General features: G+C 71.7%; 13 protein-coding genes. 9 read left to right on the top strand and 4 right to left on the bottom strand.

The genetic code is table 11. The annotated features are described in order from the left end of the window. Positions 1-5: 5 nt before the first annotated feature. Entirely contained in the window at positions 6-710 is a 705-nt protein-coding gene (locus OG485_RS04850; protein WP_328664761.1) for a phosphatase PAP2 family protein, read from the bottom strand. 385 nt (positions 711-1,095) lie between these two features. On the opposite strand from OG485_RS04850, the gene OG485_RS04845 reads away from it, so the two are divergent. After that, on the top strand, positions 1,096-1,488 hold the full coding sequence (locus OG485_RS04845) for a VOC family protein (protein ID WP_328664760.1): 393 nt from the start codon (positions 1,096-1,098) through the stop codon (positions 1,486-1,488). A 96-nt stretch (positions 1,489-1,584) separates the two neighbouring features. After that, the gene (locus OG485_RS04840; RefSeq protein WP_328664759.1) at positions 1,585-2,649 is read left to right on the top strand and encodes an adenosine deaminase; all 1,065 of its coding nucleotides are present in this window, start codon (positions 1,585-1,587) and stop codon (positions 2,647-2,649) included. A 28-nt stretch (positions 2,650-2,677) separates the two neighbouring features. Here OG485_RS04840 and OG485_RS04835 read toward each other — a convergent pair whose 3' ends face one another. Continuing rightward, positions 2,678-3,187, bottom strand: a complete 510-nt coding sequence (locus OG485_RS04835) for a mycothiol transferase (protein ID WP_328664758.1) — start codon at positions 3,185-3,187, stop codon at positions 2,678-2,680. Between the two features lie 108 nt (positions 3,188-3,295). Further along, a complete protein-coding gene (locus OG485_RS04830; protein ID WP_328664757.1) occupies positions 3,296-4,189 on the bottom strand; it encodes a LysR family transcriptional regulator in 894 nt (297 codons plus the stop codon). A gap of 150 nt (positions 4,190-4,339) precedes the next feature. On the opposite strand from OG485_RS04830, the gene mgrA reads away from it, so the two are divergent. The 5 genes from mgrA to OG485_RS04805 all read left to right on the top strand — a co-directional run bounded on the left by mgrA (position 4,340) and on the right by OG485_RS04805 (position 10,296). After that, positions 4,340-5,332: an L-glyceraldehyde 3-phosphate reductase gene (gene mgrA / locus OG485_RS04825; RefSeq protein WP_328664756.1), complete on the top strand. Its 993-nt coding sequence runs from the start codon at positions 4,340-4,342 to the stop codon at positions 5,330-5,332. Between the two features lie 281 nt (positions 5,333-5,613). Further along, positions 5,614-6,024, top strand: coding sequence for a hypothetical protein (locus OG485_RS04820; RefSeq protein WP_328664755.1), 411 nt, complete (start codon positions 5,614-5,616; stop codon positions 6,022-6,024). A 68-nt stretch (positions 6,025-6,092) separates the two neighbouring features. Beyond that, positions 6,093-8,435, top strand: a complete 2,343-nt coding sequence (locus OG485_RS04815) for an ABC transporter ATP-binding protein/permease (RefSeq protein ID WP_328664754.1) — start codon at positions 6,093-6,095, stop codon at positions 8,433-8,435. Positions 8,436-8,441: 6 nt separating this feature from the next. Then, a complete protein-coding gene (locus OG485_RS04810) occupies positions 8,442-9,263 on the top strand; it encodes a hypothetical protein (RefSeq protein WP_328664753.1) in 822 nt (273 codons plus the stop codon). A 34-nt stretch (positions 9,264-9,297) separates the two neighbouring features. Beyond that, complete coding sequence (locus OG485_RS04805; protein ID WP_328664752.1) at positions 9,298-10,296, top strand: serine/threonine-protein kinase; 999 nt, start codon at positions 9,298-9,300, stop codon at positions 10,294-10,296. An 86-nt stretch (positions 10,297-10,382) separates the two neighbouring features. Here OG485_RS04805 and OG485_RS04800 read toward each other — a convergent pair whose 3' ends face one another. Then, complete coding sequence (locus tag OG485_RS04800) at positions 10,383-11,684, bottom strand: streptophobe family protein (RefSeq protein ID WP_328664751.1); 1,302 nt, start codon at positions 11,682-11,684, stop codon at positions 10,383-10,385. 162 nt (positions 11,685-11,846) lie between these two features. Here OG485_RS04800 and OG485_RS04795 point away from each other — a divergent pair, with 162 nt between their 5' ends. Further along, on the top strand, positions 11,847-13,145 hold the full coding sequence (locus tag OG485_RS04795) for a DUF6777 domain-containing protein (protein ID WP_328664750.1): 1,299 nt from the start codon (positions 11,847-11,849) through the stop codon (positions 13,143-13,145). An 83-nt stretch (positions 13,146-13,228) separates the two neighbouring features. Further along, positions 13,229-13,705 carry a helix-turn-helix domain-containing protein gene (locus OG485_RS04790; RefSeq protein ID WP_328664749.1) on the top strand — a complete coding sequence of 159 codons (477 nt, stop codon included), beginning with the start codon at positions 13,229-13,231 and terminating at the stop codon, positions 13,703-13,705. Positions 13,706-13,714: the final 9 nt, after the last annotated feature.

The following is a 13,714-nucleotide window of genomic DNA, read 5'->3' as shown; positions in this document are numbered from 1 at the left end:
GCAGCCTACAGCCCGTGGTTCGCCGTGGGGTCTTCGCGGAGAGGAGGCGGGGGCGCCGTTGTCGCGGAGTGGAGGTGGGGGAAGAAGCGCGCGAGGACGTACACGAGCAGGCTCAGCCAGCAGGTGGCGAACAGCCAGCCGCCCACGACGTCGGAGAACCAGTGAACGCCCAGGTAGACGCGTGACAGGCCGACGAGCACGGCCCAGCAGCCGATGAGCAGGACGAGGGCTCTCCTGGACTGCGGGGCGCGGGCGAGCACCGCGAGGATGAGCAGCCCGCCCGCGACGGCGGAGGTGGTGGTGTGACCGGAGGGGAACGACCACCCCGAGGCATGGGTGGCCCAGTTCGCCACGGGGGGCCGGGGACGGGCGATCAGTGACATCACGGCGAACCGCAGGGCCTGCGCGGCGGCCAGAGCGCATACACACGCGGCGACGGCGCGGACCCGCTGCCGTGCCGTCCGGCCGAGGAGCAGGCCGGCCAGGACGACCAGCGCGTACGGGACGACTCCGGTGCCGGTGTAGGTCACGCCGCGTGCCATGGCGAGCGCCACGTCCGGGCGGTGCGTGAGCGACCAGGAGGCCAGCTCGGAGTCGCCGGACAGGGGAGCACCGTCGTGACCGGTCACGACCAGAGCCAGCAGCACGAATGCCACCAGGCTCCCCAGTGCGGCCGACGCGGCGATGTCGCTGGTGCCCTGTCGCTTCACGGCCGGGCCCGGGTGGCGTCGGCCTCGTGCGCGAGTGAGGCGCCCAGGGCGGCGGACATGACTGTGGCCCCTTTCCACGGGACGCGCGCACGGGGCAGGACTGCTCGCCCGCGCCCAGCTGCGTCGCGGTTTCGTCTACACAACTGTAGACGATGCGTGCCCGGGATCGCCGCCGGGTTGCCCCACGAAGATCAGCGTCCCATCGCCCGAGGAAGTCGGCGTCCCGTGGCCCGGCGGGTGACGGCGTCCCGTCACCCGTCAGAGAAGCGGTGCCGTGCCACCCGTCAGAGAAGCGGCGCCGTGGAACCGGGCGGTGGAGCGGCGCCGTAGCGCCCGGCAGGGAATGACGTACCCTGCGTGTTACGTATAACCCTGGAGAGGTCCGATGAGACGCATCGCCCTGGTCACCCTCGTCGTCGACGACTACGACGAGGCCGTCCGCCACTACACCGAAGCCCTCGGTTTCCGCCTCGTCGAGGACACCCCGAGGCCCGACGGCTCCCGCTGGGTCGTGGTCGAGCCGGGTGCGGACGGCGGTGGGACCGGGCTGCTGCTCGCCCGGGCCAAGGACGAGGCGCAGCGCGGCCGGATCGGCGACCAGGCCGGCGGACGTGTCGGCTTCTTCCTGTACACCGACGACTTCGCCCGCGACCACGCCAGGATGCGCGCCGCGGGCGTGACCTTCCTGGAGGAGCCGCGCCACGAGCCGTACGGCTCGGTCGCCGTCTTCCAGGACCTGTACGGCAACCGCTGGGACCTGCTCCAGCCCGCGGGCTGACCGGCCCGGTCTCCCGCACCCTCCCGTACGCCCTCGTACGCCCCCGTACTCTTCCGCACCATCCCGATCCGAACGACCTCCCGAGGAACACCGCACATGACCGCGCCCCGCATCGACATCGACACGATCCGCCGCCTGCCCAAGGCGGTCCTGCACGACCATCTCGACGGCGGCCTCCGCCCGGCCACCCTGGTCGAGCTCGCGGAGACCGTCGGCCACACCCTGCCCACCACGGACCCGCGGGAACTGGCCGACTGGTACTACGAGGCCGCCAACTCCGGCGACCTGGTCCGCTACATAGCCACGTTCGAGCACACCCTCGCCGTGATGCAGTCCCGCGAGGGCCTGCTCCGCACGGCCGAGGAGTACGTCCTCGACCTCGCCGAGGACGGTGTCGTCTACGGCGAGGTGCGGTACGCGCCCGAGCTCATGGTCAACGGCGGGCTGACCCTGCCCGAGGTCGTCGAGGCCGTGCAGGAGGGCCTCGCCGCCGGTATGGCCAAGGCGGCCGCCGCGGGCACCCCGGTGCGCGTCGGCACCCTGCTGTGCGGCATGCGGATGTTCGACCGGACCCGCGAGATCGCCGACCTCGCGGTGGCGTTCCGGGACGCCGGAGTCGTCGGCTTCGACATCGCGGGCGCCGAGGACGGCTTCCCGCCCGCCGACCACCTGGCCGCCTTCGAGCACCTGCGCCGCGAGAGCGTCCCGTTCACCATCCACGCCGGCGAGGCGCACGGTCTGCCCAGCATCCACCAGGCGCTCCAGGTCTGCGGCGCCCAGCGCATCGGCCACGGCGTCCGCATCACCGAGGACATCGTGGACGGCAAGCTCGGCCGCCTCGCCGGCTGGGTGCGCGACCGCCGCATCGCCCTGGAGATGTGCCCGACCTCCAACCTCCAGACCGGCGCGGCGAAGTCCATCGCCGAGCACCCCATCACCGCCCTGCGCGACCTGGGCTTCCGCGTCACCCTCAACACCGACAACCGTCTGGTGTCGGGGACGACGATGACCCGGGAGATGTCGCTGCTCGTGGAGGAGGCGGGCTGGGGCATCGAGGATCTGCGCACCGTCACCGTGAACGCGGTCAAGAGCGCGTTCATCCCGTTCGACGAGCGCAAGGCCCTCATCGAGGACGTCGTGCTTCCCGGTTACGACTGCTGAACCGGTCCGAGGACGTCGTGCTTCCCGGTCACGACTGCTGAACCAGTCCGCGTACGTAGGCGGCCTGTCCGACGTGCTGGAGATCGTCGGACAGGACGCTGACCAGGCGTACGCCCAGGGTGACCGGCGGGTCCCAGCGTTCGTCCACGACGCGCTCGAAGTCGTGGGCGGCCAGCCCGCCGATGTAGGCGAGGGTCCGTTCGTGGACGGCGTCGTAGTAGCCGAGCAGCAGGTCGCCCGATTCCACCCGGACCCGGGCGACCTTCCCGGACGTGTGGCCGTACCCGGTGTCGCCGCGCGGCAGGTCGAGCGCGAAGCGCTTCGCCCAGTCCTCGGTGAGCCACACCTGCTCCGTCCCGGCCGCGTCGGCGACATGGTCGTCCTGGACCCGGGTGAGGTGCCAGACCAGCCAGGAGATCGAGTTCGCGGTCTCGTCGGGGCGGGCGTTGAGGGCGTCCGGCGCGAGCCCGTCGACAGCGGCATGGACTTCTTCCCGGATGCGGCCGAATCCGTCGATGAGGATGTCCTTCGCAAGCATGGAACCACCATCGCCCATCGGGCCCGTCCCTGCGCCCGGAACCGCCCGGGTGTCCCGAAACGGTGCCGGGCACGCCGCCTCCCCGCCGTCGCCGTGCGTCCCGGACGTTCAGGCGCCTTCCTGAGAGGCGTCGAGCAGGGCCATCAGGGCCCGCGCGGCCGGGCTCGTGGCCTCCGCCGGAGGCAGCATCGCGACCGTCTCGTACGAGCCCTCCGAGACGCCCTTGAAAGGCAGCGCGGTGAGATCGCGGGCCTCCGGCTTGTGACCGAAATGGCGTGGTACGACGGCGACGCCGAGGCCTTCGTGGACGAGCTCCAGAAGGCTGTGGACGTCGTTGACCTCCAGCGCCACCGTCCGCCGCACACCCGCCGCCGCGAAGGCGGCGTCGGTGGTGCGCCGCGGACCCCAGTCGGGGTGGAAGTCGACGAAGGCCTCCCCGCCCAGTTCCTCGGGCGTGACCACGGCGGCGGTCGCGAGCGGGTGCTCGGCGTGGCAGAGCACGGTCATCGGCTCACTGGCCAGCGGGACCGACCGCAGCTGCTCGGCATCGGCACGGGTGCGCACGGCGAAGGCCAGGTCGAGACGGCCCGCCGCGACCTCCTCCGCCAGTGCCTCGGAACCCGCCTGGCGCAGCCGGATCTCCACGTCCGGATGGCGCCGCCGGAACGCGGCGAGCAGCCTGGCGCAGTGCACGCCGGCGATGCACTGTTCGGTGCCGAGGGACAGAGTGCCGCGCAGCACCCCCTGGACGGCGGCCACGGCGTCGTGCGCCGACCGCACCTGGGCGAGGATCCGTTCCGCCTCGACGAACAGGGCACGGCCGGCCTCCGTGAGGGTGACCCGGCGGGTCGTACGGACGAACAAAGGGGCTTGGAGCTCCCGCTCCAGCGCTCTGATCGAGGAGGAGAGACCCGACTGCGACACCATGAGCCGCTCCGCCGCCCGGGTGAAGTGCCGGTCCTCGGCGACGGCGACGAAGTGCTGAAGATGACGCAGTTCCATGAGAGGCAAGGGTAGGCGCCGACCGAGGGGCGCCCGGACCGATTGAGAAGCGGGATCGCTCAATGCCATCCGATCCTTCCGTTGGACCGCTGCCCGCGGGGCGCGCGAGAGTGGAGGCAGCCTGTTTCCCCGGCCTCTCAGGAGTACGCGTTGTACACCCCGCACCCCGACCGTTACGCGGACATGCCCTACCGGCGCACCGGACGCAGCGGCCTGAAGCTTCCGGCGCTGTCGCTCGGTCTGTGGCACAACTTCGGCCCCGACCGGCCCGTGGACGTCCAGCGCGCGATCCTGCGCCGCGCCTTCGACCTCGGTGTCACCCACTTCGACCTGGCGAACAACTACGGCCCGCCGCCCGGCGCGGCCGAGTCCGCCCTCGGTGACGCCCTGAAGGCGGACTTCGCCCACCACCGTGACGAGCTGATCGTCTCGACCAAGGCCGGCTATCTGATGTGGCCGGGCCCGTACGGCGAATGGGGCTCGCGCAAGTACCTGCTGTCCTCGCTCGACCAGAGTCTGGGCCGGATGGGCCTCGACTACGTCGACATCTTCTACTCGCACCGCCCCGACCCGGAGACTCCGCTGGAGGAGACGATGGGCGCCCTGCACTCGGCCGTCCAGCAGGGCAAGGCGCTGTACGTCGGCGTCTCGAACTATTCGGCGGAGCAGACCCGTGAAGCCGCCCGGATCCTGGCCGAGCTGGGCACCCCGCTGCTCATCCACCAGCCGCGCTACTCGATGCTCGACCGCCGCCCCGAGGACGAGGGGCTGCTGGACGCGCTCGACGAGCTCCAGGTGGGGTCCATCGCGTACTCGCCGCTGGAGCAGGGCCTGCTCACCGGCCGCTACCTCGACGGCATCCCGGAGGACTCGCGGGCCGCGAGCGACAGCCCGTTCCTGAGTGCGGACACGGTCACCGAGGACCTCGTGGGCCGGCTGCGGACGCTCGACGAGATCGCCAAGTCCCGTGGCCAGTCGCTGGCCCAGCTCGCGCTGGCCTGGGTGCTGCGCGGCGGCCGCGTCACCTCGGCCCTGGTCGGCGCCAGCAGCCCGCGGCAGTTGGAGGACAGCGTCGAGGCCGTCGCCAGCCTGGACTTCACCGAGGACGAACTCACCCGGATCGACGCGGTGGTCAGGGCGTAGGGCCTGGGGCGCGGGGCGCGCCCGCGGGTGTACGCCGAGTTCCCCGACGCCGACCGCGTCGGGGAACTCCTCAAAAAGCTGTCGATGCCGTTTCGGCCAACCGCGGCGATGAATATGCCAAGAGACTGGCTGAATTCACGTGGTGACAGTGTGTCAGTAGTGACGATACTCAATCAGTAGGGCAATTCAGCCATGCCTGTGCAATTGCACGGAGCATAGCCCATGAGCCGCAGGGAAAGTGAGGCCGGACCGGCGACGAGCGACGCCAATGGGGGAAGATCGTGCACGACGAATTCCTGTGCCATGTCACCGCGTACGGCATGTGCGGCGGTCAGCGAGTCGGCGTACCCCTCGGCACCTATCGCGCGCCGACCCTCGCGCTGGCCCTGTGGTGGATGCGGGACCGTGCGGCCTGGATGGCCGAACGGCTCGATCCGCAGCCCGAGGATCCCGCCTTTCCGCCCAACTCGATCGCCCCGGTGGGGGACGGCGTTCCCGACGTCCCGACCATGCTGCGCTCCTGGTGCGGCGACTCGGGGCAACAGGAGCTGGTCGCCGAGGAGTTGGCCGCGGGCAAACTCGTCCGCGTCTCCACCAGCGACGACACCACCGAGTACGAACTGCTCGCGGAATCGGTGGACGCGCTGCGCATGCACCGCACCGCCGCGGTCCTCGGAACCTCGGCCGCCTGATCGTTCGCGAGCCCCGGCCGCCGGACACAGATCAGGCACTTATGTGGGCGGATCGTTAGAATTCAGGCATGGCAGAGAGGCCGCTCACGGCGACTGCACCCGAGCTCGTCCTCGAAACCGAGACGGGCTCGACGGTGATGAGCCCGGACCACGACTACCACGTCGGGCGCGATCCGCTGTGTGACGTCGTGATCGACGACGTCCGGGTCTCGTGGCACCACGCGGTGCTGCGGCCGCAGGCCGATCACTGGACGCTCGAGGACGAGAACAGCACGAACGGCACGTACGCCGACGGCCGACGCGTCCACGAATGGGGCGTCGGACCCGGCAGCGTGATCCGCTTCGGGAGTCCCGCGGACGGCCCGCGAGCCGTCCTCGTGCGCCGTCCGCCACCTGCCGCGGAGCGCCCCTCGGCCGTCTCCATGCCGGCCGCCACCAGCACCTTCAGACAGCCGACCACGGTACGGCCGCTGCCCTCCCGTACCGTCCGCATCGGCCGTGGCCCCGACAACGACCTCGTCGTCGACGACCTGATCGTCTCCCGGAACCACGCCGAACTGCTGGCCCGGCCCGACGGGACGTACGAGATCGTCGACCTCGGCAGCCACAACGGCACGTTCCTCAACGGACAGCCCGTCGAGCGTGCCCTGATCACACCCGGTGACATCGTCGGCATCGGGCACTCCGCGTTCTGTCTCGTCGGCGACCAGCTGCAGGAGTACGTCGACAGCGGCGAGGTCTCCCTCGACGTGCAGGACCTCACCGTCGAGGTGGACAAGGGCCGCAAGACGCTCCTGGACCAGGTGTCGTTTCCCGTCGGCGAGAAATGTCTGCTCGCGGTCGTCGGCCCGAGCGGCGCCGGCAAGTCCACGCTCCTGAACGCGCTCACCGGACAGCGGCCCGCCGACCACGGCACGGTGCTCTACGACGGCCGTGACCTCTACCGCGACTACGCCGAACTGCGCCAGCGCATCGGCCTGGTCCCGCAGGACGACATCCTGCACGCCCAGCTGACCGTCCGCCGGGCGCTGACCTACGCCGCCGAACTGCGCTTCCCGCAGGACACGGCCAAGGAGGAGCGTCTGGCGCGGGTGGACGAGGTGATCGGCGAACTGGGCCTGGGGCAACGTGCCGACCAGCCCATCCACAGTCTGTCGGGCGGGCAGCGCAAGCGCGTCAGCGTGGCCCTGGAACTGCTCACCAAGCCGTCCCTGCTCTTCCTCGACGAACCGACCTCCGGACTCGACCCGGGTATGGACCGCTCGGTGATGCACATGCTGCGCGGCCTCGCCGACGACGGCCGAACCGTCATCGTGGTCACCCACAGCGTGCTCAGCCTGGACGTCTGCGACCGGCTCCTGGTCCTCGCGCCCGGCGGCAAGGTGGCCTATTACGGGCCGCCCGACGACACGCTGGCCTTCTTCGGCTACCGGCAGTGGCCCGAGGCGTTCGAAGCCTTCGAGCGCGACACCGACCGTGACTGGGCGGGGGAGTACCGGGACTCGCCGTTCCATGGTCAGTACATCGACAAGTCGACCTCGCAGCCGAAGATGCCGGACGCGGCCACCGGAGCCCTCGTCGGGCCGCCGCCGAAGGCCCAGAGCTGGGGCTCCCAGCTCCGTACCCTGGTCCGCCGCTACGCCGCCGCGCTCGGAGCCGACCGGACCTTCCTCGCCATCATGATCGCGCTGCCGTTCGTGATGGGCGCGATGGCGCGGGCGCTGGCGGGCGGCAAGCTGACCCAGGAGACGGCGATGAACGCGCTGCTCATCCTGTGCGTCGGCGGCGTGCTGACCGGCGCGGCCAACGCCGTGCGCGAACTCGTCAAGGAACGGACGATCTACCAGCGAGAACGCGCCGTCGGCCTGTCCAGATCGGCGTACCTGATGTCCAAGGTCGTCGTCCTCGGCACCATCACCGTGCTCCAGGCCGTCGTGCTCACCCTCGTCGGCCTGTTCGGCGTCGACCTCAACGCCCCCGGGGGTGAGGGCGTCCTGATGCCACCCCTGCTGGAGATCACGCTGGCGGTGGCCCTGCTCGCCTTCACCGCGATGATGCTCGGCCTCCTCGTCTCCGCCGTGGTGCGCAAGGAGGAGGTGACGATGCCGCTGCTGGTGCTGCTGGCCATCGTCCAGGTGGTGTTCTGCGGCGCCCTGCTGAAGCTGAACGGTGTGCCCGGTCTGGAGCAGCTCTCCTGGCTCGTGCCCTCCCGCTGGGCCCTGGGCGCGATGGCCGGGACCATCGGCCTCGCCCGGATCGTGCCCGGCGACCTGACCGGCGACCCGATGTTCCGGCACTCGACCAGCGCGTGGCTCATCAACATGGGCATGCTCGTGGTGCTCTCCGTCGTCTTCGGCTGGCTGGTCGCCCGGCTGCTGCGACGGCACGAGCCCGCGGTCATGCGGAAGTAGCCGCCGATGACGACCCCCGGCTTCCGCCCGACGCATGTCGTTCCGCAGGACGGGCTGCCCGCCTGGGAGTCGCCCGACCCGTCCCGCCCCACCGTTCCCCTGGACGCGCTCCTGCCGGTCGAACTCGTCGACCGGCTCGGCGACTGGGGGCGGATCGTGTGCGCGAACGGCTGGTCGGCCTGGGTCGACGGCCGCCTGCTGATCGCCGTACCGCAGGTACCGCCGGCGGCGACCCGTCCGCTCGCCCGCACGGCCGATCCGCGCCCGCTGCTGGCCCGCGTCGAGCAGGCGCTCACCGACTACCGGCGGGCGGCCGAGGAACTGGCGTCCGGGCAGCTCGAGGCCGAGAACTTCCGTGCCCGGACGCAGGGCAGCCGGATCGGTGTGGTCGTCGACGGCGAGTCGCTGTGGCTGTACGACGGTGAGCACGAGCGGTGGGTCTACTGCGACGGGACGCGGCTGAGCACCTTCGCGGCCGAGCGCACCCCCTCGACCGCGCGACGCGAGCGTGCTCACCATCCCCGGGAGCGGGAACCGTCACGGGACCGGGCACAGTCGCGGGACCGGGACGCGGAGCGGGACCGGGGTCCGGAGCAGGATCGGGGTCCGGAGCGCGACCGGTCGCAGGGACCCGGCCGATCGCAGGAGCGGGATCGGTCGCAGGGGCCGAGCACGGCGCGCGAGCGCCAGGCGGAGCCGACACGGATCGTGCGGGAGCCCGCCCCCGGCGGGCCCCCCAGCGGGCCTCCTGGCGGACACGAGCCCACCCGCCTGGTCACTTTCGGCGGTGACGACGGCGACGACGGCGACGACGGGAGCGAGGACTGATGCACGGCGCGGGGCAGGACCGGGGTGACGGCTGATGGACGAGACGTCCGGGCGGGACACCAGCCCGTTCTCGGGGCGGCCCTCCGACCTGATCGGACGGCAGATCGCGGGCTACCGGATCGAGCGGGAGATCGGCCGCGGCGGGATGGCCGTCGTCTACCAGGCCAAGGACCTGCGTCTGGACCGCACGGTCGCCCTCAAACTGCTCGCCCCGGAACTCGCCCGGAACGACACCTTCCGCGGCCGCTTCACCCACGAGTCACGGGTGGCCGCCGCGATCGACCACCCGCACATCGTGCCCGTGTTCGAGGCCGGCGAGACGGACGGCGTCCTCTACATCGCCATGCGTTACGTGGCCGGACGCGACCTGCGCCATCTTCTCGACCGCGAGGGTCCGCTGACGGTCACCGTGGCCGCCCGGATCGGCATCCAGGTCGCCTCCGCGCTCGACGCGGCGCACGACCACGGCCTGGTGCACCGGGACGTGAAACCCGGAAACATCCTGGTGGCCCAGGGCACCGACAGCGACCACCCCGAACACGTCTATCTCACGGACTTCGGACTGACCAAGAAGTCCCTGTCGCTGACCGGGTTCACGAGCGTCGGACAGTTCGTCGGCACCCTCGACTACGTGGCGCCGGAGCAGATCTCCGGCAAGCCGGTCGACGGCCGCTGCGACGTCTACAGCCTCGGCTGTGTCGTCTACGAGACGATGGCCGGCCGTCCGCCCTTCCAGCGCGACGACGACATGGCGCTGCTGTGGGCCCACCAGTACGACCAGCCGCCGGCCCTGACCACGCATCGCCCCGACATCCCGGATGCGGTCGACGCGGTCCTCGCGAAGGCGCTCGCCAAGAGCCCCGACGACCGGTACGACTCGTGCCTGGCCTTCGTCAGCGCGCTGCGGGTCGCCGCACGCGGCCCGGTGACCGGGAGCGGCACCGGGTCGAGCGCGGAGGCCGAGGTGGCGTCGGGCGGCCCGGGGCCCGTGCCGCAGCCGCCCGTCTGGGCCCGGCCGGTGTTCCGGGGCTGAGGCGCCGCCGTCAGCGTGCGTGTGCCGTCAGCCGTCAGCCGTCAGCCGTCAGCCGTCAGCCGTCGTCCGTCAGCCGTCGGTATCGGTCATCGGCGGCCGGTGGACTCGACCTCGCCCTTGCGCCGGACGCCCTTGGCCAGGAGGGCGCCCAGGAAACCGGCGACCAGCCCCCACAGCACGGCGAGGCCGAGGGCACCCCACACCTGGGGCTTCAGGAAGAGCTCCCCCTTCAGACCTCCGCCGATGTCACCGAGGCCGAGGATCGACAGGCCGTAGTGCGCCGAGATCCGGCCCAGCAGGCAGATCATGAGCACCGTCAGCGCCAGCGCGACCGCCATGCGGACGGCGTGCTGCCAGGCCCGCGTCCGGGCCGGTGAGCGTACCGCCATCAGGAACGCCGCCCCGAACAGCAGAACGGCGTCGACGACCACCAGCCACCAGATCCTGCCGTCGTAGTCGGCGAGGGAGCCGAGGTTGAGCGCGGACACGTCCGGCGTGCGCAGCACCTCGTCGAGAAGATGCGGCATCGGCAGCCCGAAAGGCCCGTCCACCCGTCCGTTCCAGGTGGCGCCCAGCCCGATGGTGAAGGCGAGCCAGACGACATTGGGAAGACCGAGGAGCATCACGGCGAAGGTCTCGGCCGGATGCCCGCGGGTCGCCGCCACGACCAGTCCGATGACCACGCCGAGGCCCACGCAGGCGAGCAGCAGGATCACCATGGCGTACGCGGCCGGCCGCACCGATTCCTGGAAGCGCAGCAGCCGGGCCGGGAGCGGCGCACCGCGTGAGACCAGCAGCGCGATCACGAAGACGCCGGCGAGCCACAGCACCCCGAAAACCAGCGTCGGTGCCATGGCGGCCTTGAAACCCACCTCGGGCGTTGCGCCGAACAGGTCGCCGATGGCGCCGATGGTGCCGTCCCCGAGGTCGATGGTGAAGTTCTGGCGGGCCGCGAGCGCCAGCCCGATCAGGACGAGCAGCCACAGGACGGCGAGCCGTCCGGCCCAGCCGGCCAGCTCCGTCGCCCCGGCGACCGCGCGGTGCCGCAGCGGCCGCAGGAAACCCGCCCCGAGCACCAGCGCCCCGGTCAGGGTCACCGACAGCGGAATCACCGTGAGGCCCGCCTTCGTCTCGGCGATGGCTCCCGCGTCACCGGTGAGCTCGATGGTCCCGCCGACCGCCGTGACCAGGGTGGCCGCGACCACCCGCGGATAGGCGTTGTCGGGGAGGTCGGTGGCCCCGGAGGCCCACAGGCCGAGAGCGGCGACCACGGCCATCAGGACCAGACCGGCCAGTACGGCCACGAGGGCCTGGAGCCAGCCGTGACGGGCGGCCGGACCTGCACCGCTGCTGTGGGCCGGCTGGGCGGACGGTGTCTGGGGACTCACGCTGCCACGCTAAGCAGCACCGACACCGTCCGCCCCTCGGGAGAGCCGACCGCGTCGGCTTGCGGGCACCGGCGGACCGGGGCACACAATGGGTTCGTTATGTAGGAAAGCATGGCAAAAGCACCTCGGTGCCACCGCATCCCTCCATCGGGAGAAGAGCTTGTGAGCGTCGAACCGCCATCCTCCGGCCGCCCCACAGGACCGCCTTCGGGCCCGCTGTCGGGCCCGTCCCAGCCGAGCCCCACCCAGCCCGTCGACCTTCCGCCCGCGGGACCGCCCAGCGGCGCTTCCGGCGCGGGCGACGGAGCCGGTGGACCGGGAAGCGGTGGTACGGGAGGGGGCGGTACGGGTGGCGGTGGCTCGGGTCCCGAGGGGCCCGGCGGTGGCGCCGGCGGACCGGGTGGGCCGGGTGGGGGACCCGAACGGCCCTGGTGGCGGTCGGCGCCGCGGGTCGCGCTGATCACCGGTGTCGTGGCGGCGGCGGTGATCCTGGGACTGGTCTTCACCAACAGCGGCGGCGGGGCCAAGAACGCCAGCAGCGAGGTCTTCGCGCAGTCCGCGGACAAGTCGGGACCCGACCCGTTCACCGAGTCGACCGCCAACGACAGCTCCATCGAGTCGGAGACGCCCTCGGCATCGGCCTCGTCGGCGCCCGCCAACAAGGCCGGCATCTACAGCGGCAACGCGCCCGGCCTCTACGGCGGTACCCGCAACGTGTCGAGCTGCGACGTCGAGAAGCAGGTCAGCGCGCTGAAGGCGGACCCCGCCAAGAACAAGGCCTTCGCCTCGGTCGAGGGCATCCAGCCGAACGCGGTCCCCGCGTACCTGCGCTCCCTGACCCCCGTACAACTGCGCCTGGACACCCGTGTCACCAACCACGGCTACCGCAACGGTGCCCCCACCAGCTACCAGGCGGTCCTCCAGGCAGGCACCGCCGTCCTCGTGGACTCCCGCGGTGTGCCCCGGGTGCGCTGTGCCTGCGGCAACCCGCTGCTCGAACCGGTACCGCAGAAGGGCAACGTCAAGACGACGGGCGACCCGTGGCCCTCGTACCGTCCGCAGAACTCCGTGGCCGTCGCGCCGTCGACGACAGTCATCAACGTGTTCGTGCTCTACGACCCCGGGAGCAACGAGTGGATCGAGCGGCACCGGGGCGACGACGTGGACAAGGACAAGAAGACGCACCCCCCGGTGAAGCCCTCGCCGTCGGTCAGTGACTCGGGTTCCAAGTCCCCCTCGGCCTCGACCTCGACCTCGCCGTCGTCCGAGAGTTCGTCCCCGTCGTCGTCCTCCTCCGAACCTTCCTCCTCCGAGCCGTCCTCGGTGCAACCGGAGAGTCCTTCCAGCGAGCCTCCGCCGCCCGTGACGGAGTCGGCCCCGGCGTCCGGCTCGTCGTCCGGCGAACAGTCGCCGGCGCCGGAGTCGCCGGGTTCCTCTCCCGCCCCGGGCAACGGTGCCTGAGGGGCCGGGCGACGCACCCCGGCTTCACCGAGAGCGGAACGCCGGTCCCTTCCCGTACGGCCCCGCGCTTCTAGGCTGAAGGGGTGAGCGACCACGTGACCAACGAAGCCCGCGTCATTGCCCTCCGCCCGGCGGCGGGAGAGCCTTCCCGCGCAGCGCCGCCGGCCCGCGCCCCGGGCCGAGCACCGCGGCCACCGGTGCTCGCGCCGCTCCGGGGGCCCGCGGCTCCCGCTCCCACAGCCAAGGAGCCGCTGTGGCGCGACCTGGTCGGCGATGTCCTGAGGCGCGAGCGACTGGCTCAGGAACGCACGCTCAAGGACGTGGCCGACGCGGCCCGGATCTCCATGCCCTACCTCTCCGAGGTGGAACGCGGCCGCAAGGAGGCCTCCTCCGAGGTCCTCGCAGCGGCCGCGCGCGCCCTCGGCCTCGGCCTGACCGAACTGCTGTCGCTGGCCCAGCGTGAGCTGACCCGGCACACCCGGGCCGAGTCCGTCCGGAGCCGCTCCGCGTCCACCCCGTCCGCGGCCTCGCGGTACGACGGAATGTGTCTCGCCGCCTGACGCCGTCCC

Source organism: Streptomyces sp. NBC_00328 (genome assembly GCF_036139655.1).
Classification (GTDB): Bacteria; Actinomycetota; Actinomycetes; order Streptomycetales; family Streptomycetaceae; genus Streptomyces.
Note: the sequence above shows the minus strand (reverse complement) of the source record. Positions and strands in the feature narration are given on the sequence as shown.